20 protein-coding genes are annotated in these 22,341 nt (G+C 56.2%); 14 read left to right on the forward strand and 6 right to left on the reverse strand.

The features are described from left to right. Positions 1-2: 2 nt before the first annotated feature. Complete coding sequence (locus ACYQ6M_RS04670; protein WP_460072418.1) at positions 3-629, reverse strand: LysE family translocator; 627 nt, start codon at positions 627-629, stop codon at positions 3-5. Between the two features lie 98 nt (positions 630-727). Here ACYQ6M_RS04670 and ACYQ6M_RS04675 point away from each other — a divergent pair, with 98 nt between their 5' ends. Continuing rightward, positions 728-1,522, forward strand: coding sequence for an extensin-like domain-containing protein (locus ACYQ6M_RS04675; RefSeq protein ID WP_460072420.1), 795 nt, complete (start codon positions 728-730; stop codon positions 1,520-1,522). A gap of 73 nt (positions 1,523-1,595) precedes the next feature. Continuing rightward, complete coding sequence (locus ACYQ6M_RS04680) at positions 1,596-2,816, forward strand: alanine racemase (protein ID WP_055655505.1); 1,221 nt, start codon at positions 1,596-1,598, stop codon at positions 2,814-2,816. Positions 2,817-2,986: 170 nt separating this feature from the next. On the opposite strand, the gene ACYQ6M_RS04685 is transcribed toward ACYQ6M_RS04680, so the two are convergent. Further along, the gene (locus ACYQ6M_RS04685) at positions 2,987-3,427 is read right to left on the reverse strand and encodes a BA14K family protein (protein ID WP_062488097.1); all 441 of its coding nucleotides are present in this window, start codon (positions 3,425-3,427) and stop codon (positions 2,987-2,989) included. A 182-nt stretch (positions 3,428-3,609) separates the two neighbouring features. Between ACYQ6M_RS04685 and ACYQ6M_RS04690 the strand changes: the two genes are divergently transcribed. Both ACYQ6M_RS04690 and ACYQ6M_RS04695 read left to right on the forward strand, forming a co-directional pair. Further along, a complete protein-coding gene (locus ACYQ6M_RS04690) occupies positions 3,610-4,374 on the forward strand; it encodes a HugZ family pyridoxamine 5'-phosphate oxidase (RefSeq protein WP_077292326.1) in 765 nt (254 codons plus the stop codon). Between the two features lie 357 nt (positions 4,375-4,731). After that, positions 4,732-5,334 (forward strand): DUF1062 domain-containing protein, encoded by a 603-nt coding sequence (locus ACYQ6M_RS04695; protein WP_228872737.1) that lies wholly within the window; start codon positions 4,732-4,734, stop codon positions 5,332-5,334. A 115-nt stretch (positions 5,335-5,449) separates the two neighbouring features. Here ACYQ6M_RS04695 and ACYQ6M_RS04700 read toward each other — a convergent pair whose 3' ends face one another. Together ACYQ6M_RS04700 and ACYQ6M_RS04705 are read right to left on the reverse strand one after the other, a co-directional pair. Further along, a complete protein-coding gene (locus tag ACYQ6M_RS04700) occupies positions 5,450-7,204 on the reverse strand; it encodes a methyl-accepting chemotaxis protein (RefSeq protein WP_460072423.1) in 1,755 nt (584 codons plus the stop codon). A 222-nt stretch (positions 7,205-7,426) separates the two neighbouring features. Further along, positions 7,427-11,011, reverse strand: coding sequence for a hydantoinase B/oxoprolinase family protein (locus tag ACYQ6M_RS04705; RefSeq protein ID WP_460072425.1), 3,585 nt, complete (start codon positions 11,009-11,011; stop codon positions 7,427-7,429). 202 nt (positions 11,012-11,213) lie between these two features. Between ACYQ6M_RS04705 and ACYQ6M_RS04710 the strand changes: the two genes are divergently transcribed. Continuing rightward, positions 11,214-11,456, forward strand: a complete 243-nt coding sequence (locus ACYQ6M_RS04710; protein ID WP_460072427.1) for a hypothetical protein — start codon at positions 11,214-11,216, stop codon at positions 11,454-11,456. Between the two features lie 2 nt (positions 11,457-11,458). Here ACYQ6M_RS04710 and ACYQ6M_RS04715 read toward each other — a convergent pair whose 3' ends face one another. Further along, entirely contained in the window at positions 11,459-12,910 is a 1,452-nt protein-coding gene (locus tag ACYQ6M_RS04715) for a glycosyltransferase family 39 protein (protein ID WP_460072429.1), read from the reverse strand. A 223-nt stretch (positions 12,911-13,133) separates the two neighbouring features. Here ACYQ6M_RS04715 and ACYQ6M_RS04720 point away from each other — a divergent pair, with 223 nt between their 5' ends. The 7 genes from ACYQ6M_RS04720 (at position 13,134) to arsH (ending at position 18,295) form a co-directional block, all read left to right on the forward strand. After that, complete coding sequence (locus ACYQ6M_RS04720) at positions 13,134-14,129, forward strand: TRAP transporter substrate-binding protein (protein WP_460072431.1); 996 nt, start codon at positions 13,134-13,136, stop codon at positions 14,127-14,129. Positions 14,130-14,204: 75 nt separating this feature from the next. Then, positions 14,205-14,762, forward strand: a complete 558-nt coding sequence (locus ACYQ6M_RS04725; RefSeq protein WP_031269105.1) for a TRAP transporter small permease — start codon at positions 14,205-14,207, stop codon at positions 14,760-14,762. Continuing rightward, positions 14,762-16,066, forward strand: a complete 1,305-nt coding sequence (locus ACYQ6M_RS04730; RefSeq protein WP_460072433.1) for a TRAP transporter large permease — start codon at positions 14,762-14,764, stop codon at positions 16,064-16,066. Before ACYQ6M_RS04725 ends, ACYQ6M_RS04730 begins: the two co-directional genes overlap by 1 nt. Positions 16,067-16,268: 202 nt before the next feature. Next, complete coding sequence (locus ACYQ6M_RS04735) at positions 16,269-16,727, forward strand: winged helix DNA-binding protein (RefSeq protein ID WP_208984317.1); 459 nt, start codon at positions 16,269-16,271, stop codon at positions 16,725-16,727. Between the two features lie 66 nt (positions 16,728-16,793). Further along, positions 16,794-17,132: an ArsR/SmtB family transcription factor gene (locus ACYQ6M_RS04740; protein WP_023000467.1), complete on the forward strand. Its 339-nt coding sequence runs from the start codon at positions 16,794-16,796 to the stop codon at positions 17,130-17,132. A gap of 16 nt (positions 17,133-17,148) precedes the next feature. Continuing rightward, positions 17,149-17,562 carry an arsenate reductase (glutaredoxin) gene (arsC, locus tag ACYQ6M_RS04745; protein ID WP_055655490.1) on the forward strand — a complete coding sequence of 138 codons (414 nt, stop codon included), beginning with the start codon at positions 17,149-17,151 and terminating at the stop codon, positions 17,560-17,562. Continuing rightward, positions 17,555-18,295 carry an arsenical resistance protein ArsH gene (gene arsH / locus ACYQ6M_RS04750; RefSeq protein ID WP_460072436.1) on the forward strand — a complete coding sequence of 247 codons (741 nt, stop codon included), beginning with the start codon at positions 17,555-17,557 and terminating at the stop codon, positions 18,293-18,295. The genes arsC and arsH overlap by 8 nt, the downstream gene beginning before the upstream one ends. An 18-nt stretch (positions 18,296-18,313) precedes the next feature. Here the strand turns inward: arsH and ACYQ6M_RS04755 are convergent, their stop codons facing one another. Further along, positions 18,314-20,518, reverse strand: a complete 2,205-nt coding sequence (locus ACYQ6M_RS04755) for a putative bifunctional diguanylate cyclase/phosphodiesterase (protein WP_460072438.1) — start codon at positions 20,516-20,518, stop codon at positions 18,314-18,316. A 366-nt stretch (positions 20,519-20,884) separates the two neighbouring features. Between ACYQ6M_RS04755 and ACYQ6M_RS04760 the strand changes: the two genes are divergently transcribed. Further along, positions 20,885-21,577: a J domain-containing protein gene (locus ACYQ6M_RS04760; RefSeq protein WP_023000471.1), complete on the forward strand. Its 693-nt coding sequence runs from the start codon at positions 20,885-20,887 to the stop codon at positions 21,575-21,577. Continuing rightward, on the forward strand, positions 21,574-22,338 hold the full coding sequence (locus ACYQ6M_RS04765; RefSeq protein ID WP_023000472.1) for an N-acetylmuramoyl-L-alanine amidase: 765 nt from the start codon (positions 21,574-21,576) through the stop codon (positions 22,336-22,338). The genes ACYQ6M_RS04760 and ACYQ6M_RS04765 overlap by 4 nt, the downstream gene beginning before the upstream one ends. Positions 22,339-22,341 lie beyond the last annotated feature (3 nt).

Below are 22,341 nucleotides of genomic sequence, written 5' to 3' on the forward strand. Positions count from 1 at the left end.
TTTCAGTTCGCAGATCTCTGCAATGTAGCTGTCATCGCCGCAGCGGAGATCAGGAATGCGCCGCCCACCTTGTTTACCAGTCTAAGCAGGGAAGGACTTCTCAGTTTTTGACCAAGGGCTGCTGCTGCATAGGCGTAAACAGCTGCATTCAAAACACCCAATGCGACGAAAGTCGTTCCCAGAAGTGCGAGCTGCGGGACAACTGGGGCGTGAGGTGCAATGAAGTGTGGCAGGAAAGCCATAAAGAAAACAATGCCTTTTGGATTGAGCGCTGTGACCACATATGCATGCCAGAATATTTTTCTGGGGGTAACATCGGCAACCTGATGCGGCCCAAGTGCAGTTGGCCGGCTTCTCCACATTTTCAGACCAAGCCAGACCAGGTAGATCGCCCCTACCCATTTGAGCACGGTGAATGCTGTTGCAGACGTCGCCAGAATGGCACCGAGACCCATCAGCGACGCAGCAGCTGCTGTCGCGTCCCCCAAGCCAACACCCAATACGCTGGCAACCGCAGACTTGCGTCCCTGGGTCAAAGCATAGCTGACAACAAGCATGATCGTCGGACCCGGGATGGCGAGGACAATCAATGTGGCAATCACATAGGCGAAAAAAAGTTCTAAACTCATCGGGAGCCATCCACTTTTGGGGTCATGCAACCATAGACGCAGGACAAGCGTTGATCAATCATGAGGGGCGCTGGCAAGTACAATGTGCGGAGTAGGGAATGCACTTAAAGCTCGTGTCAATTGGTACTGCTTTCGCGTTGTGTTGCCTACTGCCTTTAGATGTTTATGCAAGTCCTCCATTGCCACAGGAAAAGCCGCTTCCCGGCCTCGGTAGTTCGCAATTCATCGAGGGGGTTGATGTGCCGGCGATCAAACCAGCTACTCTTCAGGAAGAGCCTTTGGCAGGACCTGACGACGGTGGCAGAAAAGCTTCTGCGGGCGAAACCTCCACACCGGCAACTTGCGATATACCGGGTGCTACATTTGAACAACTTACTCCCATGCAAGTGCAAGGGGATCAAGATGATGAGGACTGCGGGATCGCCGTACCTGTCAATCTTTCTGGGTTACGTGGCGAGGATGCCGAAGTGACCTTCCCGATGAAAGCCACGCTATCTTGCGGTTTTGCGACGTCACTTACAGCGTGGGTGATTGAAGATGTCTTGCCCATTGCACAAGCACAGTTCGGGAAACCAGTGTCCGAGTTTCTCACAGGCCCTGGATATCAGTGTCGCCGACGAAACAATCTTCCAGATGGAAAGCTCTCCGAACATGCGCTTGGCAAAGCCATTGATATTGTGGCCTTCCGATTAAGTGACGGTACTGAGATTTCAGTTGAAAAGGATTGGGCGCGCAACACGCAGAGCGGAAGCTTCCTGTCCGCCATACACAAGGCTGCCTGTAAAAGGTTCACCACCGTTCTCGGCCCCGATGCAGACCCAAATCACAAGTCTCACTTCCACCTCGATATCGGATGCCACGGCAAGAGCTGTAATTACATTATCTGCCAATAACCCAATCCCGGCTTGCAAATCAGCCTCAAGCTTGTTCCTTTCTATTCGATGACTTCTAACGCCGGAAGGACTGATGGAACGTTATAAAACAGCTATTGACGCCGCCTTGGATCTTCGTCCCGATCAGCCTGTGTATTGTTTCCGGCCGGACGTGCTCAGGCATGACGCACAGCAATTCCAGTCGCTCTTCCCCGGCAAGACGGCTTACGCGGTCAAGACGAATGGTGAGCCATTTGTCCTTGAGGCACTGGCAAAGGCCGGGATCAGTTGTTTCGATGTCGCATCGCCTGCAGAGTTCGCCGCGGTGAAAGAGGCAGCGCCGAAGGCTGAGATGCTTTACATGCATCCTATCAAGGCACAGTCGGACATTCGGCTAGCTTTGGAAACCTACGGTATTCGAACCCTTTCGCTCGACCACGAAGACGAAGTCGCGAAGATCCTGCGTGTTGTTAGGGCCCTTGATATAGATCCTGGAACGATCACGCTCTTCGTTCGTATCGCCACCAAGGGGCATGCTGCTTACGAGTTGTCGAAGAAGTTTGGCGCGGCTCCAGGTCACGCCGTTGAGTTGCTGCAACGGATCGACCGTATCGGGTTCAAATGCGGATTGTGTTTTCACGTAGGAAGCCAGATCGAAGAACCGGAAACCTATGAGCGAGCGCTGGCTTCAGCCGATTGGATCAGGTCACGTGCTGGCGTGCCCGTTGTGGAGCTTGATGTCGGGGGAGGGTTTCCGGCCGTTTATGGTCACGATCCGCGCCGCAAAGCGCCTGAGATGCCCTCGCTCGTGGAATTGATGGGGCAGTTGAAAGCCGATATTGCTGATTGGCAATTTGATGACCTGCCTCTTGTCGCCGAACCAGGCAGAGTGATCGTGGCCCGATCGATCTCTCTCATTGTCAGAGTGCTGTTGAAGAAGGGGCGGCGCCTTTACATCAATGATGGCATCTGGGCGTCTCTTTCCGACAGTTGGACCGGAAAGATCACGCTGCCGGCTCGTTTCATTCCGGATCCGGCTCGCAAAACACGGGCTGGTCAGCCCGACAAGATTGTTCCCTTCAAGGTCTGCGGCGCAACCTGCGACAGCGTTGATATTCTTTCCAGGCCTTTCTGGCTGCCGGAGACAGTCGACACGGGAGACTGGATCGAGATTGGCCATATCGGTGCCTACAGCTTGTCGCTTCGCACAAGGTTCAATGGTTTTTATCCCGACAAGGTCATTGAGGTCGACACGCCGTTCGATTTCGGTGCTGCGCCGGAAGGCTTCGCTTCAATAGAAACCATGGCGGATTGATGCAAACAGGCTGATTGAACGAAACAACCTGGTTGCACTTGCCCACCGAGGCTGTTCAGTTCCCTTGGAACACGAGTCTTCTGAAAAGAATGACAACAAACGGGTGACCGGTTCGGCCGGTCGGTCGTTTGTTGCCACGAGTTCTTCAGTACCACCAGGCGGGCGCAAGCTTATTGGCAGAAACGCTGTTCACCCTGGTAGGTGGTATAGGTACCGGTCGACGGGTTGAACGACCGGTATTTCGAAGAGCAGTACTGGTACCAGGCTGGGCTCCACGGCTGATAACCGATGGCCGTGTTGACGCGACCAGGATAAGGAGCCGGCGGGTAGTGATTTACCGGCGGCGGGCCTGCGTAGCTCGGCTGGCGGGTTGCACCCAGCAGAATTGCTCCTGCAGCGAGGCCGATGACACCTGCCGCGACAGCCGCACCAAGATTATCATTGTTTTTGTGTCGGTTATGATTTCGATTATTGTGTCTCTGGTTATGGTGGTGGCCGCCACGGTGGTCACGCCAACCGTTGCGCGAGCCGGCTTCAGCAGCCGCGAAGGTCGGCAAAAGAAGGGCGCCCGTGAGGGCGGCGGCAACAAGACGTTTGCTCATGGTCTTCATTGGTTTTCTCCAAAGGCAGGCGCTGTTCTCGATTGGCGCCGTATCTGATGGTGAGACAATCGCATAGGCGCCCTGAACCGGTTCTGAGATGTCTGTTCATCTGACGTTCAGAATTCGGGTGAAGGCGAAAACCGTGGAATGCAGCTTGTCTGCGCCGACAGAAAACAGAACTTGGAGGGGCCGTGAGCCTGGAAAAAGAACCGAAATCAGTAATCCGGCCGACCGATGATCAAGCCAGAAGATTGGCTAAGGAGTTGATCAGAACCGCGAGGTTTGGTGCTTTGGCGGTGTTAGAAGCCGAAACGCGGCATCCACTTGCCAGTCGGGTTGCGGTGGCGACCGATTTGGATGGTGCACCTGTCATCCTCACAAGTACATTGTCCGGACACACGGCGGCAATTCTGGAGAACCCTTCATGTTCGCTATTGTTGGGCGAACCTGGAAAAGGCGATCCGCTCGCTCATCCGAGAATTTCTCTTTTCTGCAAGGCAGTGAAGATATCGAGAGGAAGTTCGGATCATGAGCGGTTGCGCAACCGTTACCTCTCTCGTCATCCCAAAGCCGAACTTTATGTCGATTTCGGAGACTTTTCCTTTTTCAGGTTGGAGCTCTCCAGGGCCAGCCTGAATGGAGGCTTTGGTAAGGCTTTTGAATTGGAGGAAGAGGACTTATTGGCAAAAGTTAGTTCGCCTGGTGACTGGTCTTCAATGGAAGCCGGAGCGGTTGCGCATATGAACGCAGACCATAGGGATGCGGTGAAACTTTATGCGCAGAATTTGCTGAAGGCCGGAGAGGCCAATTGGCGGCTTGCCTGTCTGGATCCCGAAGGCGTTGATCTTGTGGCTGGAGATAAGGTTGAACGTCTCTGGTTTGCAGATCCATTGGAAGATCCGTCTGAACTGAGGCCTGCACTGGTCGCTCTGGCTTTGCAGGCGCGCAACACCTAAACACAATTCAAACGACGTCTCGTCGAAACTCCAAGTTGAGCTTGCTTGTCATTTTCGTAAGCGCTATCGAGGCTCATCTGTTTCAATTTGGACGTTTGTTTTGCCAACACTCTGACCGGTCATCGATCCCGCCATGCATTCGCTCGAATGCGTCATGAACTTTGTTCGTCCTGGCGGCGGATCGGGGCCGGTGTGGCTTGGCCATGCGCATCTGATCCTGTTTCGGTTCACTGCATACATTTCGAAATAGCTTCCAGCCAGACTGAGTGCCGATAGCTGACGCTGTCCGGCCGTCCCGACTGCCTGTGACGGACTTCCCGTGCGAGGAAGACCCACGGAATGTCGTCTATATTGAACATGGAATGGTCCGTTGTCCGTTCTCAGACACCTAGAATAAAGCGTCCCTGCCAACGATGCGGATTTGTGAAGCCTTTTGGTTCGACGGGCAAATTCCGGTTGAACGCGAATGGAAGCCAGCTTGACGCCTGGCTGATCTATCGTTGCGATGTCTGTGGAAGCAGATGGAACAGGGCCATTTTTGAACGTCGAGCCGTGAGCAGCCTTTCGGCAGAACTCATGGAAGCCTTGCAGCGGAACGATGAGGGAGTGGCGAGCACCTTCGCCTGCAACACCAAAGGGAGAGGCGGAGGCAAGGGGGGCACTGATTTCAGCCTGAAACGACGAATGGTTGCCGGCGATTGTGCAGATGCCTGCACTGTGGCACTGACAATCCTGAATTCGGATCACGTCCAGGTTCGTCTGGATAAGGTCCTTGCAAAAGGGCTTGGTCTCTCGCGCAACCGCGTTCTGCTCCTGGTGGAGCAAGGGTCGCTGAGATTTCCCATGAACAATGTGAAGATCTTGAAGAGACGGGTTCCCGAAAAGATCTGTATCGAGCTTTGCATTGGTCCGGCAAGCGACAGATCGGTCTTTTGGAATTATCTGGTCTGCACGGATTAACCGCAGGAACGGGAGTTGGAACCCGGATGGTTCCAGATCCCCGTGTCCGCGTTGCGGACACGGGGCAGCGGTCAGTCGTTTTGGCTAGTGTTCCGGAGAGCGTGGCAAGCAGTTGTCAAGCTGCGCGCAGGTGACCGAGAAAATCGCCTAACCCGTCGCGAATTGTCGTTATCTGGGAGGAAATGTTCTGAATGCCTCCCACGACTTCCTGCACCCTGTCGCCGGATACCTGCGCTGCCTGGTTCACTTCGGAGATATTGAAGGTAATGTCGGCACTGCCTTGCGCGACCTGATGCGCGTTTTTGGCTATCTCTGACGTAACTGCGTTTTGCTCTTCAATCGCAGAGGCAATTCCGGAAATCTGTTCGCGAATTTCCATCATGGCTTTGACAACCGTGGTAATTGCATCAGAACAGGTTGCCGCCCCGGACTGGACACCGCTCAGCTGTGAACCAATCTGATCGGTTGCCTGTCCGGTTTGCGTGGCTAGCGCCTTTACTTCAGAAGCCACGACGGCAAATCCCTTGCCTGCTTCGCCAGCTCTCGCTGCTTCGATAGTTGCGTTCAAGGCCAGCAGATTGGTCTGGGCAGCAATGTCGCTGATCAGTTTCAGGACATCCGTGATCTCCTCTGCCGATGTAGACAGTTTTCCGACTGTCTCTCCGGAAACTTCGGCCTGTTCAGATGTACGAGAGGTGGAGGAATTCGCGAGTGTAATCTGGCGGCTGATTTCGTGAATTGAACTCGCCAGTTCCTCAGACGCGGATGCAACAGATTGGACCGATGCTGTGGCCTGTTCGGCTGCAGCGGCAACCGTGTTGGACCTTTCAATGGTCTCATGACTGTTGCGCGCCAATTCGTCGGCACCGGACGCAAGTTCACTCAATGCAGAAACCGCTGTGTCGCAGCTGGTCATCAGGAGCCTTTCAAGCTCGTCGGCCAACCGCAATCTTGTATCGCGACGATCCGCTTCTGCCTGCATTTCTTCTTCGCGAGCCTGTTCCTGAAGGCGCTTCATCTCGATCGTGTTTTCACGGAAGGTTTCGAATGCGCTTGCCACCTGACCGATTTCGTCATTCGTGCGTACATTGACTTCCACATCCGTGTTGCCTCTAGCGAGCTCCAGAAGGCCTGCGGTGACCTGGTGCAAGGGACGGGAAATCAGATATCTGGCGAAAAGGACTGAGCCGACAAGGCACAAAATCAAAGTCAGCGCCGCGGTGATCGCGATTTGCTGAAAGGCCTGTTTCTCGTGTTCTTCTGCAGATGACGCTGCTGTTTGCGTAAAACGCTCGATCTCGGTGAGTAGCGACACCAGTTCATGGTCGAGGCGGGTCTGTTCCTTTTCCAACTCAACGAGAAGGGTGCTCGCATCGGAGAGGTTGTTCTGTTCGATCTTCGCCAAGATACCAGCTATTTCTGCAGAATAGGTTTGGTACTCGTTCTCGATGCGTTTGAGCTGTGTGAGAGTTTGGGAAAACTCGTCCCTTTGCGTATCGGATGCCGACTTTTCCAGTGCCGAGAGGGCGAGTGCTTCCGCTTTCAGAATTTCATCGGAAACCTGCTCGTTCAGAGCGGCCAAAGTGGATTTCAAGGCAGCGGTTGATTCAGCATCTTCACCGGAGGTCAGGCCGGAGACGCGCATGATCCGTTCAATCACCGCTGCCTGCTGTAGTTGATGATTGGCAACCTGACTGATTGCTTGCGTGAGTGGAATATCCTTTTCCGCAATGTTTTGAAGTTCCTTCCCGATCATTCCCATCTGAACGATGGCAACTGCGGCCACAACAAGCAGACCAAGACTGAGGAAGGCAACCAGTGCTAGAATTTTTGCCGCAACCGAAGTTGCAATGGGATTTGATGCAAACATTTCTCAAAAGCCCGAGTTTCTCAGCGCCATAGGCAGCGCCAGAGTTGAGGTTGTGTCAGTTTAGGCGGACTCAGATTGAAAAAACGGTAAACTTTGTCCCTGAGAGAAATAATAATTCTCGTATAGGTAGAAGTGACGATGTGCATATCTGCAGCGAGATTACAAAAAAACGGCCACCCAATCAGGTGGCCGTTCTTTTTCTTCGATCTATTGGAATTTGGATCAGGCGTGGCCCCAACCACCCGCCGTGGGCGTGATGACGGTGACCGCTTCTCCTGCCTCAAGAACCGTCTGATCACAGCCCTCCAGTTGTTGGATCTCGCCATTCAGCCGCCGAACTTCGGTGCGGCCGAGTTCACCGTCGCTGCCACCGTCCAATCCTTTCGGCGGAACGGTACGGTGGGACGCCAGGATCGCGCAGTCCATTTTCTCAAGGAAACGCAAGGTCCGTTTGGTACCATCACCTGCTGACCATTTGCCTTTGCCACCGGACCCCTTGCGGATGTGGAAATCCTCCAGGAGAACCGGGAAACGGAACTCCAATACTTCTGGGTCGGTTAGCCGGGAGTTGGTCATGTGGGTATGGACACCATCCGTACCATTGAAGCCAGGCCCTGCCGGCGAGCCGGAACAGATGGTTTCATAGTACTGATACGTGTTGTTGCCAAATGTCAGGTTGTTCATCGTTCCCTGAGCATTGGCCATGGCACCAAGAGCTGCGAAGACGGCATTGGTGACATGCTGGGACGTTTCCACGTTACCCGCCACGACCGCAGCCGGATAGGAAGGCCGCAACATGCAGTCATCCGGGATGATGATGTTGATCGGTTTGAGACAGCCGGCGTTCATCGGAATGTCGCCGTCTACCATCACCCGGAAGCAATAAAGGATTGCCGCACGGGTCACAGGTTCCGGCGCATTGAAGTTGTTCGGCTTGACGCCGGAGGTCCCGGTAAAGTCGACCGTTGCCTCGCGCTTTGATTTGTCGACGGTAATCTTGACCTTGATCACGGAGCCCTGGTCAGTCGGATACTCGTATTCGGAGTCCTTCAGCGCTTCGATCACGCGGCGAACGCTTTCTTCCGCGTTGTCCTGGACGTGCCCCATATAGGCCTGGACCACGTCCAGTCCGAAGTGGGTGACCATCTTCCGAAGTTCCTGGATACCCTTTTCGTTTGCGGCGATCTGTGCAGACAAATCGGCGACGTTCTGATGCGGGTTGCGGGCGGGGTAGGGATGGTTGGTCAGAAGCTCAACCAGTTCCTGTTCGCAGAAACGTCCTTCGTCGACGATCTTGAAGTTGTCGAACAGAACACCTTCCTCGTCCACGTTGGTCGCGCGCGGCGTCATGGAGCCTGGGGCGGAGCCGCCGACATCAGCATGGTGGCCACGGGACGCCGACCAGAAAAGGATCTCCTTGCCTTCGTCATCGAAGACCGGCGACACAACTGTGATATCCGGTAAGTGCGTGCCACCGTTGTACGGGGCGTTCAATGCAAACACGTCGCCCGGCTTGATCTTGCCCTTGTTGAGCTTGATGACCGTTTCCACCGAACGGTCCATGGACCCCAGATGAACCGGCATGTGTGGTGCGTTGGCAACCAAGGCACCGTCTGCGTCGAAGACGGCACAAGAGAAATCAAGACGTTCCTTGATGTTGACCGAGTATGCGGTGTTCTGAAGGGTGACCCCCATCTGTTCCGCAATAGACATGAACAGGTTGTTGAACACTTCGAGCATGACCGGGTCGGCGTGCGTTCCGATGGCTTCTGCGCGTTTCAACGGCACGATACGCTTCAGGATCACGTGATCCTTTGAATTGATCTCTGCCTGCCAGCCGTCTTCAACCGCGATCGTGGCATGTGGTTCGATGATCACCGCAGGTCCGGTCACCTTCATGCCCGGTTTCAGCACTTCGCGTTTGAAGATACCGGCCTTGTGCCAGGTGCCTTCGGAGTAAATGCTTGTGGAGGTTGCCGGGGAGGGCGTCCCTGTGGCCAATGTCAGATCCGGCTCGGTGAGACCGGCGCCGCCACCGGCCGTTTCGACTTCCAGGGCTTCAACGACGACCGGCTTTTTCTCATAGGCAAAGCCGAACTGTTTCTTGTGTGCATCCTCAAAGGCTGCCCGCATTTCAGAGACGGACCCGAGGGGGACCGGTAGCGGCGTGTCCGTGCCGTCGTAACGCAAGTGTGCGGTTGCGGTCGTGCGGCGCGCGGCGGCAGTGATCGACTGCCTGTCGAGTTCCGCTTCCGTCTGGCTGGCAAGCTGATCACGAAGAGCCTGCAGTTCAGGGATCAAATCGTCCGTAAGTGTCTTGACGACGGCCTGTTGCCGGTCTGCGCGGATATCGGCCAGTCCCATGCCGTATGCCGACAGGATGCCCGAGAACGGGTGCAGAATGACGGTCTTCATGCCGAGACTGTCAGCAACGCGGCAGCCGGTCTGGCCACCAGCGCCACCGAAGCAGGTCAACGCGTATTCGGTCACGTCGTAGCCGCGTTGGACCGAAATCTTCTTGATGGCATTGGCCATGTTCTCGACGGCGATTTTCAAAAAGCCGTCTGCAACATCTTCCGGGGTGCGTCCATCGCCAATGCGCACAGCCAGATCCGTGAAACGTTTGCGAACTACATCGCCGTCAAGCGGCTGATCCTGGTCCGGGCCAAAGATCTTCGGAAAGAATTCCGGTGCCAGTTTGCCTGTCATCAGGTTGGCGTCTGTAACGGTGAGAGGCCCGCCGCGTCGGTAGCAGGCCGGACCCGGATTTGCCCCGGCTGAATCGGGGCCCACCTGAAAGCGGCCGTCGGCATAATGAAGGATCGAACCGCCGCCAGCTGCAACCGTATGGATCATCATCATCGGAGCGCGCATGCGCACACCGGCGACTTCCGTTTCGAATGCGCGTTCGTAGTCGCCGTCGTAGTGACAGACGTCTGTAGACGTGCCGCCCATGTCAAAACCGATGATCTTTTCGAAACCGGCCATGCGTGAGGTCTCGACTGCGCCGACAACACCTCCGGCCGGGCCGGACAGGATTGCGTCCTTGCCCTGGAAGAGGTCTGCAGCAGTGAGACCTCCGGAAGACTGCATGAACATCAGCCGCGGACCTTCGCCCAGTTCTTCCTGTACCTGGTTCACATAGCGGCGCAGGATGGGTGACAGATAGGCGTCGACCACAGTGGTGTCGCCGCGTCCCACCAGCTTCATCAGCGGTGACACTTCATGGGACACAGAGATCTGCGGGAAGCCTATGTCTTCAGCAATCTTTTTGAGAAGTTGTTCATGGGCCGGATAGGCGTAAGCGTGCATCAGCACGATTGCGATGGAGCGAATGCCGTCATCCCATGCGGCCTGCATTGCACTACGGGCCTGTCCTTCGTCCAGCGCGAGTTCCAGTTCGCCATCGGCGCGGACACGTTCGACGATCTCGTGGACGCTCTCATAAAGTAGCTCAGGCTTTATGATTTCCTTGGCAAAAATATGCGGTCGCGCCTGGTAGCCGATCTCAAGCGCATCCCGAAAGCCTTTCGTGATGAACAGAGCTGTTCGCTCACCCTTGCGCTCCAGAAGTGCATTGGTGGCAACGGTCGTGCCCATCTTTACGGTCGCGATCTTGTCCGAGGGAATAGTCGCGCCTTTTTCCACACCAAGCAATTCCCGGATGCCTTGAATGGCGGCATCGCGATAGGCTTCCGGATTTTCGGAGAGCACCTTGTGCGGATGCAGCGTGCCGTCCGGTGACCTGCCGACGATGTCGGTAAAGGTGCCGCCACGGTCGATCCAGAAATCCCACTTGGCTGTCATGATCTTCCCTCTGATGCTGCCGGCTTTAAGGAACACGCGATTCCATGCCGATAATTAGCGTTTTGATAGCAAGTGAATTTATGCTGACATTTTATCGATAAAATGTCGATGAAAAAATCTGAATGGGTTGTTATTTGATCTTTTTATCGCCTGCGGTACCCCCATATGATCTTGTGTTAAAAGGGAAAACAGAAAGCTGGCGATGTCGGAAAACGATAAATCAGAAGAACGGGATCCGTTTCTGCTGCGTCTGGGGGAGGCTGTCGACTTCACAATCAGTATACTGACAGCAGACCTCTGGTTCGTTGGCATCTTCCTGCTTGTCGCCCTGCTTCTCGGCGTTTCCCTGCTTGGGCTTTTGCTGGAAGTTGCAATTGGTGCAGGGGTACTTGCGGCTGTTGCTGTATGTTTCTGGTTGTTTTGCGACTTGCATCCAGACGAGTGAGATTATTCGACAGGGCCTCGCTCCAAAAGTGTCAGGCCACTGGCTCCCCAGCCAAAGCGCCTGGCTGCTGGAGTGCCTTCCCGCGGGGCAAAGGCTTCTTGCGCTTTGCTTAGTTCCTCACTGTTTGTGTGGACGATCAATAGCCATCGGGCATCAGCGGTGCCCTTGTATATTTCGGCAATTGTATCAACTGGCGTGAAGGTGTTGGGGTCGCGCAGGTAATAAGACAGGGCCGGTGCGGCAAATCCCTTGAACAGCAAGAGATGATCGCCATCGGCTTTCTGTTCCAGATAGTCCCGTGCGATCAGGCGCCATTCGGGGCGTATTCTCTCCAGCAGCGTGAATTTCAATTCGGGGAAACTCAACCATATCGCGGCAGCAAACAGTGCGATCGGTGCAACCTGTGGCGCCAGGCGCTGGGCTGTTACAGAGGCGAGCAGGACAAGCCCTGGCCATGCCGCGATCAGGTATCGATCAAAAAGGATCGGCTGCACGCTTATGGAATAGAGATAGGCCAAAAGCGGTGGCCCAACGGTGTAGGCAAAGCAAACGAGGATTGCGTCCGCACTTTGCGGTTTGCCGAAGTACCTGCCTGGCAGGTGAACGACGGTCAGGAGACTGGCGACGGCCAAACCTGCCAGCACCCAGAACAATGGCAGCGACCCGGCTATGCTAAAAGCGATGTTGATGAGAAACGTCGGATCAGGATAAGCAATCCAGAAGCCTTCTTCGGCCACCGACCTTGCTCGCATCGCCAGGATGATCAACCAAGGTAAAAAGGCAAGCGCGCTCGCTGCCATTGCAAGGCAGACAAGAACCGCATTGGTGAGACTGATGCGGCCGGATTTCAAAATGCCGGTCAATGCCAGGATGCCGCAGACCACACCAACGGATGCGAAGCCCAGAAGGGCGTAGATGTGACTGTAGAGGAACAGGGCTCCAGCCACTCCAAGCGCCACCAGCCGCCAGGCCGATGGCCTTTCAAGGTTTTTCAGAACCAGGAGCAGAAAGGCGAGCCCGCATGTTGCCAGCAGGGCATACATGCGGGCTTCTGTCGAATACCAGATGTGGAACGGAGAGACGGTCAGGAGAGCGGCAGCAAGCAGGCCAGTGGTGTTTCCGGCCAGCGTCTTGCCAGTCAGATAGATTAGCCAGACGGCAAGAACACCTAACAACACGGATGGCAAGCGCAATGCTGTTTCACTGTCACCTGCCAAGGGCATCGTCAGCCAGAGCAAAATATTATGCAGCGGCGGATAATTGTCAGCTGCAACGGCGGTCAACAGCTCGGCGATGGTTCCCTTGGACTGGCTCCAGCTGACGGCTTCATCGTACCAAAGGCTCGTCCTGTCCAGGTTCTGAAAGCGTAGCAAGGCCGCCACTACCAAAATGAGCGCCAAAATCAGGCGGTTGGCGTTGTTGCCAGTCAAGAGACGGTGGTTGGTGTTTGGCACGAATTCAGGTTTCCAGGTTGTCTGGCCGGAACGCTAGCCAATCCTTTTCGCGGAGGGAAGGACGCATTGGTTTTGAAGATGACAATCACAATTTATCGATAAATTGTTGATGTCGGTGGTTTTTGAGTCTAGTGTTTGTGAAGATGTGCTCCAAAAGGTGTTCGAAGAATGCACCTCGAGCAGCATCCCGACGGGTAATCCCCGCTTCCTAGAGGAGAAAATCATGCTGCAATCTCGTTCCCTGACACGTGCCGGAATCCATCTGGCTGCTGCCGCCGCATTCGGCCTTGCGGGTTTCACCGCTGCTTCCGCTGAAACCAAGTGGGATATGCCGACACCTTATGGTGACAGCAACTTTCACACACAGAACATTGCTGCCTTCGCTGAAGAAGTGAAGGAAAAGACTGACGGCTCGCTGGTCATTCAGATCCACTCTGCGGGGTCGCTGTTCAAGCATCCGGAAATCAAGAACTCGGTCCGCAAGGGGCTTGCCCCGATCGGCGAAATTCTGGTGTCCCGCCTTTCCAACGAAGATGCGGTCTTCGGGGTGGATTCCGTACCTTTCCTGGCTCCGTCCTATGATCAGGCCTGGAAGCTTTACCAGGCGTCGAAGCCTGCACTGGAAGAAAAGCTCGGCGAGCAGGGACTGCAGCTGCTGTATGCCGTGCCGTGGCCGCCCCAGGGTATCTACGCCAAAAAGGAAATCACCAAGGGTGATGATCTCAAGGGTTTGAAATTCCGTGCCTACAACACAGCGACTGAACGCCTGGCCCAGCTGGCTGGCGCCGTGCCGACGCAGGTTGAAGTGCCGGATATTCCGACCGCCTTTTCCACCGGTCGTGTCGAAGCCATGATCACGTCACCGTCCACCGGTGCGAATTCCAAGGCTTGGGACTTCCTGAGCCACTATCATGACACCCAGGCCTGGCTGCCGAAAAACATGGTGTTCGTCAACAAGGGTGCTTTCGACGCCCTGAGCGACGACGAAAAGGCAGCTGTCCTTGAAGCCGCCGATGTTGCTGAGAAGCGCGGCTGGGAAGCTTCCAAGGTAGAAACCAAGACGCAGACCCAGGTACTGGTCGACAACGGCATCACTGTCGTTCAGCCGAGCAGCCAGCTGATCCAGGATCTCGCAGCAATTGGCGAGACGATGGCTGCCGTATGGCAAGAGGAAGCCGGTGAAACCGGCCAAGCCGTTCTCGAAGCCTATAAAAACTAAACAGCTAAAGAAGCGCCGGACCTAACAAGTCCGGCGTTTTTTTAATATCAGCTGCACATCCGGTAGGGGAAGCCGATGCGAAAGGCTTTGAATACGCTTTATCAAGCGTCAACGGCTATGGCTGCGTGTTGTCTCGTTGTCATTGCCAGTCTCGTTGTTCTTCAGGTGTTTGGACGCATATTCGACTGGTCTCGAACGGTCTTTGGTCTTGAGCCACTCGGGCTGCAGGTTCCTTCACTTGCTGAAATTGCAGGTTTTCTGCTGGTAGGGGCATCCTTTCTTGCCCTATCCGGGACGCTGCGCAACGGTGATCACATCAGGGTCGCGATCCTGCTGCAGTCCGTGCCCAAAGCTGGGGCGCGTATCTTGAATGTCTGGGCGGTTGCGGTCGCTCTTGCGCTGGCGGCATTCTTTACATGGAACGCCGGACAGCTTGCGCTCGACAGCTTCAAATTCAACGAAACCTCCTACGGCGTCATTCCGATCCCGCTCGTCTTTCCGCAGTCGGTGATGACTTTCGGACTGCTGGTGTTCTCAATCGCTTTGCTGGACGACCTGATAATGGCGCTCACTGGCAAGGCGCCGAGTTTTGAATCGGTCGTGAAGGCCGATCCGATAGAGGGGAAAGAATAATGGATCTCTCCCTTGTCGCCCTCCTGCTCGGCATTGGGATGCTGGCGGCGCTTGCAACCGGTATCTGGGTAGCTGTTGCGCTGTTTGCCGTCGCGCTTGCTGCAATGATGGTTCTTGTATCTGCGCCTGCCGGACCCGTTCTGGCAACGACGGTTTGGGGGGCATCGAATTCCTGGGATCTGACGGCGCTGCCCATGTTCATCTGGATGGGTGAAATCCTGTTCCGATCTCGTCTGTCGGAGGACATGTTCGCCGGTCTTTCTCCCTGGATGCGCAATCTGCCGGGCCGGCTGCTGCATGTGAACATTCTCGGGTGCGGTATCTTTGCCGCCGTGTCGGGTTCTTCAGCCGCTACCACCGCCACCATCGGTCGTATGTCTCTGCCCGAACTGAAGCAGCGCGGGTATGACGAACGCATGGCGATCGGCACACTGGCGGGGTCGGGTACACTAGGCCTGCTCATTCCGCCATCGATCATCCTGATTGTTTATGGCGCTGCGACCGAGCAGTCGATTGCCCGGTTGTTCATGGCAGGCGTTCTGCCAGGGGCAATGCTTTGCCTCCTGTTCATGGGCTATGTCGCGATCTGGGCACTGCTGAACAAGGACAAGATGCCTGCGAAGGAGGAAGTCATTCCTTTCATCGAGCGACTTCTTGCAACGCGCAGGCTGTTTCCGGTGATCGGTCTGATCGTGGGTGTGATCGGCTCGATCTATGCGGGTCTTGCTTCGCCCACAGAGGCGGCGGCCATCGGTGTCATGCTGGCCTTGCTTCTGTCCTGGGTAAGCGGAACGTTGAACCGCAAGAGCTTTGCTGAAGCGTTGATGGGCGCCACGCGGACATCCTGCATGATCGCGTTCATTCTGGCCGGCGCAGCATTCCTGACCGTTGCCATGGGGTACACCGGCATCCCGCGTGAGTTGGCTGCCTGGATCGGCTCGCTGAACCTGTCACCCTACGCGCTCCTGATTGCCCTGACGCTGTTCTTCGTGGTGCTCGGGTGTTTTCTGGATGGCATTTCGGTGGTGGTTCTGACGACCTCCGTGATCCTTCCTATGGTGGAGCAGGCAGGCCTCGATCTCATCTGGTTCGGTATTTACCTGGTGCTGGTTGTCGAAATGAGCCAGATCACGCCACCTGTCGGGTTCAATCTGTTCGTGCTGCAAGGCATGACCGGGTACAACATCTTCAAGGTTGCCCGCATGGCCTTGCCGTTCTTCCTGTTGATGATCCTGGCAATCGTCTTGATTGTGGCCTTTCCGGGCTTGGCTCTTTGGTTGCCGCAGATGATGTTGAGCAACTAGTGCATTTCTTCCCGTGAACGAACAGGGGCGGATGTACGCACACCTTTGAAACGATCAGAAAAGGGCCTTCGACCGGTTCCGGTTGGAGGCCCGCTGAAAAACCAAACTGTGCCGGAGATCAGATGTGACGGATAATCCCGACTCCAGAAGCGATGCCCCCATCGGGCCAGTTGTCTCTGCAGCGCATCTTGCCTCCGGTGCAATGCCTGCGCTTTCGGAGATCGAATTCGCGGTGACCATGATGGTCAATGCCTATCACCGATGGATGGTGCGTTGTATGGCGGCCAGCGGGTCGCAGGGGCTTGGTCCCCTGGATGTGCTTGTGCTTCATTCGGTCAATCACCGTGGCCGAGCCAAGACACTGTCAGACATCTGTCTTGTGCTGAACATCGAAGACACTCACACGGTTACCTATGCGCTGAAGAAGCTTGAAAAGGCTGGCCTCATTTCATCTGGCCGTCGGGGCAAGGAAAAGACCGCCGAAATCACGAAATCAGGCGAAACTGCCTGCCTTGAGTACCGGCGTCTGCGCGAGGCTCTCCTGGTCAAGCCAATGAAAGCGCTGGGCCTCGACGAAAACGAACTCTCCAAACTTGCCGCTACATTGCGACTGGTGTCCGGCAACTACGATCAGGCCGCTCGCGCCGCTGCAGCCATGTGATATCGCACACAGGGTATGTTCGCTTTCATTTGTTGAATATTCCAAAATTTCTTGTAGTGTCGAATTATGGAAGATCAGGAAGCAGTCTCTGCATTGGGTGCCTTGGCACAGGAAGACCGGCTGGCGGCGTTCCGGTTGCTGATGACGGTTGGGCCAGATGGCTTGCCGTCCGGCTCGGTTGCCGAGCGACTGGACATACAGCCAACCAGGATGTCGTTTCATCTGACCACGTTGGAACGGGCCGGGCTGCTGACGACCCGCCGGGAGGGCAGGCATATTCTTTATGCGGTCGACTATGACCGCATGCGGAACCTTCTGGGTTTTCTGATGGAAGACTGCTGCGGCAACGATCCCGCTGTCTGCTGTTTTCCGGCAGCAGATTTTAAGAAACCTTCGGGACTTTGACAGGACGATACCTCACATGAGCATGACGATTTATCACAACCCGAAATGCGGCACGTCCCGCAACACGCTGGAAATGATCCGTAAATCCGGCGTTGAGCCGCAGGTTATCGAATATCTGAAAACGCCGCCGAGCCGCGAAGAACTCGTTGACCTGATCAAGCGCACCGGTCTTCCGGTGCGGGACATCCTTCGCCAGAAGGGAACGCCCTATGATGAATTGGGTCTCGGTGAGGACAGGTGGACGGACGACCAACTGATCGATTTCATGATGGAACACCCGATCCTGATCAACAGGCCGATCGTGGTGTCGGAAAAAGGCGTCCGCCTGTGCCGTCCGTCCGAGAAGGTGCTGGACCTGTTGCCAAAGGATATCGGGTCTTTCACCAAGGAAGACGGCGAAGTGGTTTCGTCCGGAGCGCCAGATGCCTGAGCCGAAAAGTTCGCATGCAGACTTGAAGAACGTGACGGCGGCAGACTTTCAGGAAATCGACCGGGAGAAGTTGAAGGTTCCAACGGGGCCGTCGCATCCACCGCGGATATTGCTGCTCTATGGTTCCCTGCGCGAGCGGTCCTACAGCCGCTTCCTCGTACACGAAGCACAAAGGCTGCTGCAGGCTTATGGTGCGGAGACCCGGATCTACGATCCATCAGGTCTGCCGCTTCCCGATGACAGCGGTGCCGATCATCCCAAAGTCACCGAACTGAGAAATCTATGTGCCTGGTCCGAAGGACAGGTCTGGTGCTCTCCCGAGCGCCATGGGGCAATGACCGGTGTACTCAAGTCGCAGATTGACTGGATCCCGCTGAGTTTTGGCGCCATCCGGCCGACACAGGGCAAGACACTGGCCTTGATGCAGGTCTCGGGAGGTTCGCAGTCTTTCAATGCGGTCAACCAGATGCGTGTCCTCGGCCGCTGGATGCGGATGGTTACCATCCCCAATCAGTCGTCGGTGCCCAAGGCCTACCAGGAATTTGATGATGATGGCCGGATGAAACCATCGGCCCTTTACGACCGGGTGGTCGATGTCATGGAAGAGCTCGTCAAGTTCACGCTGCTGGTTCGTGGCCGATCGGACTATCTTGTCGATCGTTACTCCGAACGCAAGGCAGACCGCGAGCGGCAGTCGGCCGCTCAGGATGCCGCAGCCGGGGTCAGCCTCTGAAAACCTGCAATCGCGGTTTCAGCCTGCAGTCTGCAAGGAGACCTGCTCAATCTGCGATGTCGGGTCCTCGCTTTCCCCTCCGATAGCCGGTTGCGGGCCAGCGGGCCTCACGCTCTTGGCAAGTTTGGGGGCAAGGCGAATGCGCGGTGGCACCTGGACCGACGTCGCTTGATGCTGCATTCGGGGGAACCAGCGTCTACCGGCTGGGCTGAGTGGAAACACCGGATAGGCTGCCTCGTGTTTTGCAACGGTATCAGGCTTGCCGAACAGGAAACCCTGGACGAGATCGCATCCGGCCGCGCTCAGCAGTATGGCCTGTTCCTCGGTTTCGACACCTTCCGCGGTAATCGTGACATCCAGCGAGCGGCCCAGGCCAACGATCGATGTCACGATCGCGTCGGTACTGGCATCCTTGCCGAGGTTCTGGATGAAGGCCTTGTCGATCTTGATCTTGTCGAAGGGAAACAGGCTCAGGTAGCTTAGCGATGAATAGCCGGTTCCGAAATCGTCCATGGCGATAGAAACACCCATGTCGCGGATCTGCTGAAGTGTCTCGATGACGGCGTCCGTGTTCGAAATCAGCAGGCTCTCGGTGATTTCAATTTCAAGCCGCTTGGGGTCTAGACGGGAATTCTGAAGCGCCTGGGCAACGCGTTTCTGGGTTTCGCCGGCAATGAACTGAGCGGGAGAAACATTGACTGCGACCTTGCGCGAGCGGTCCTGCCATAACGCTGCTTCGCGGCAGGCGTGGTTGAGGACCCATGTTCCGATTTCCTCTATAAGGCCCGTGTCTTCTGCAATCGGGATGAAATCGTCCGGCCGGATGATACCCTTGGAAGGATGGTCCCAGCGGATCAGGGCCTCATAGCCCTTCAGTGTTCCGTCCTTCAGCGCATATTGCGGCTGATAGAGCAACTTGAACTGGTTGAACTTGAGCGCTTTGTTGAGCCCTTCTTCCACTTCCTTGCGTTTCTGCGCCTCTGCATCAAGGCTTTGTGTGTACCACGAGAAGGTGGAACGCCCGCTGTGTTTGGCCCGATATAGAGCAAGGTCCGCGCAATGAAGCAAACGAGAGGAGCGCCAGGAGCCGTCGGTTGCCCTTGCAAGACCAATGGACAGCGAAATCCTGATGTCCTTGCCGTCGATCGTGCAGGGAGCTTCGGTTGCGGCAATCATGTCCGTTGCAAGTCGGGTCATGCGGGCGGGGTCGGACAAGGATGTCAGCATGACAGCAAATTCATCGCCTGAAAGGCGGGCGACCAGGTGGTTTCCGAAAACTGCCTTCAGGCGTTCCCCCACGATCTGAAGAAAAACGTCGCCGATGCCATGACCATAGGTGTCGTTGATTTCCTTGAACTTGTCGACATCGATCAGCATGACGCCGATATTGGAAGCCTTGGCCTGTGCAAGGCGCAGCGCTTCGGTCAGGCGCGCGTTGAAGACGGCGCGGTTCGGCAAACCGGTCAGCGTGTCGTGATGCGCCAGATACTGAAGGTCTCTGCTGGTCTGGAGCTGGTCATAGAAGCGCAGCCAGAGGAGAATGCCAGCAAACATGAAAGAAGCCAGGCAAAGACCGCCAATCGCGGCACTGATCAACCAGATCAGCGGCGTGAGCCCGTTCAGGATCTCCGACTGGGTCACCAACAGCAAGAGCCCCGGAAAGTCCGGGGAGGCTCCTTCGGGACGGTAGGCAATCAGTGCATTCGCCCCAAACGATCCGTGCCACGACATGTCCGGAATGGCAACGAGCGGGCTGTTGCCGTTCAGAGCGGCCTTGGCCTGCGAGATCGTATTGCTGGTACGAAGCCGCCCTTCACTATGCCAGTGAATTTGCACCGGTGAGGGGCGCTGGAGGCTGGATCCGGTTGGCGCAGGGAAGATCGCGACCGCGTCCAGTACCCTGGATGTGTCCACAGCCTGGCCGGCATTGCGTTGCAATTCGCCAACCAGGTCGTTCGGCTTCCGGCTGTCGGCAGAAGCCTCTTTGGTCAGCCGCAATGCGGACATGTCGGCTGCCGGTTCGGTTTCGATCCGGCTCGCCAATGCCTGCAGGATCGAGTTGAAAGTCTTTTCCTGCGGCAGGAAAGCTTGCTCAAGACCCCGGACAACCAGCCAGTGCGTTAGAAGACGATTGCTCGCGTAGACACCCAGCGCCAGCGTCAGCACCAGCGACATGGAAATGAAAAAAATGACAATGTTGCTTCTTCCCAGGGGGACTGCCATCCGGCGAGGAACCATCTTGCGAACACGAGTCGCGAAAGGCTAAGCGTAATTCCTTTAACCATCATGAATCGCAAGCTTGCTCAAACCCAAGGGAAACCCGAGGAAAATGGCGGGGTAGGCCAGGCTGTCCGCAAACTGCGGAGCTGCGTTGCAGTGGTCCATTCGAAGGTCCAAAACATCGGCGCGCGGGAACTCGGTTTTCGCTCGTCCACGGGCGCGACCAGCTGAAGCACCAATGGGGACAGGCGAGGGTTGATCTGGTCAAATCCGGCCCATGCCGATAAGAGTCTGCAACGCATCGATTCATGCGGTTCACGGCAAGCTTTCCTGCCTGCCTTTTCCCACCGGCCCAGCGGGAGCTGAAGTGTGAGTGTCTGGAGTAGCCTCGGCGCTATTGTAAGTTCGATCGGAACAGGAGGGGCGCAGATCGTCGACCGCCTGGTCCAGCTCGTGCTTGCGCGGCCGGAGGGGACCAACAGTGTCGGCTTCACCGTTGCGATGATTGCGCTGTCGGCCAAGATGGCCAAGGCCGATGGTGTGGTGACCACCGATGAAATTATCGCTTTCCGCGAACTTTTCGATGTACCGCCCAACGAAGAACGCAATGTCGCCCGCCTGTTCAATCTGGCGCAGGAAGACATTGCCGGCTTCGAGGTCTATGCCAAGAAACTGGCGGATCTGTTCCCATACGACCGCAAGACGCTGCTCGACATTCTGGATGGGCTTTTTCACATTGCGAAAGCTGACGGCGTCGTCCACGAAAGCGAAATAGGCTACCTTTCCAGAGTGGCGGAGGTCTTCGGGATCGATGACCGGGAGTTTTCCAGGATACTCGCCAGACATGTGCGCAATGACGGCAACCCCTACGAGGTGCTGGGTTTGGGACCGGAAGCAAGTGACGGGGAACTCAAGTCCCATTACCGCCGCGAGGTCCAGGAAACGCATCCCGACCGGCTGATCGCAAGAGGCGTTCCGGAGGAGTTCGTCAGGATTGCGAATGATCGTCTTGCGGCGCTGAACGAAGCCTGGGCGAAGATCTGCGCGGAAAGAGGCATATGAGCGTTGCGACTGATACCGGTGTGAAGGCCAGGGTCCATCCGTCTCCCAACCACGGACAGCGGGCGCAGGGAGCCCCTGTGGATATGGTCGTGCTCCATTACACCGGCATGCCGACCGGCGAAGAAGCCTTGCAGCGCCTGTGTGATCCTCGTTCGGAAGTCTCCGCCCACTATGTCGTCAACGAGGATGGCAGCATCCTTCAATGCGTGCCGGAATCCCGCAGGGCCTGGCATGCGGGGCGTAGCTTCTGGAAAGGCGAGACCGATATCAATTCCCGATCGATCGGCGTCGAGATCGTCAATCCGGGGCATGAGCACGGCTATCAACCGTTTCCGGAGCCACAGATCGAAGCCGTTGTCGCGCTCGTTGGCGATATCTGTGCCCGTCACGGGATCCATCCGTGGATGGTCCTGGCGCATTCGGATATTGCTCCTGCCCGGAAGGAAGACCCGGGTGAACTGTTCCCATGGGATCGCCTGTCAGAAGCCGGCATCGGTTTATATGTAAAACCGTTTCCACTCGGGGCGGGTCTGCTGATGCAGGAGGGCGATAGCGGCCAGCCTGTTGAAGCGGTGCAGTCGATGCTCGCACTCTATGGCTACGAGCTGGACATCACCGGGGACTTCGACTTGAAGACACGCCAGGTGGTTGCCGCGTTTCAACGCCATTTCCGACCAGAGAAGGTGGACGGTGTCGTCGATCAATCGACGATCGAAACGTTGCATGCGCTGCTGCGCAAGTTGCCTTCCCTGTCGGCCTGATCG

The sequence above is a fragment of the Roseibium sp. ROS1 genome, from assembly GCF_054658215.1.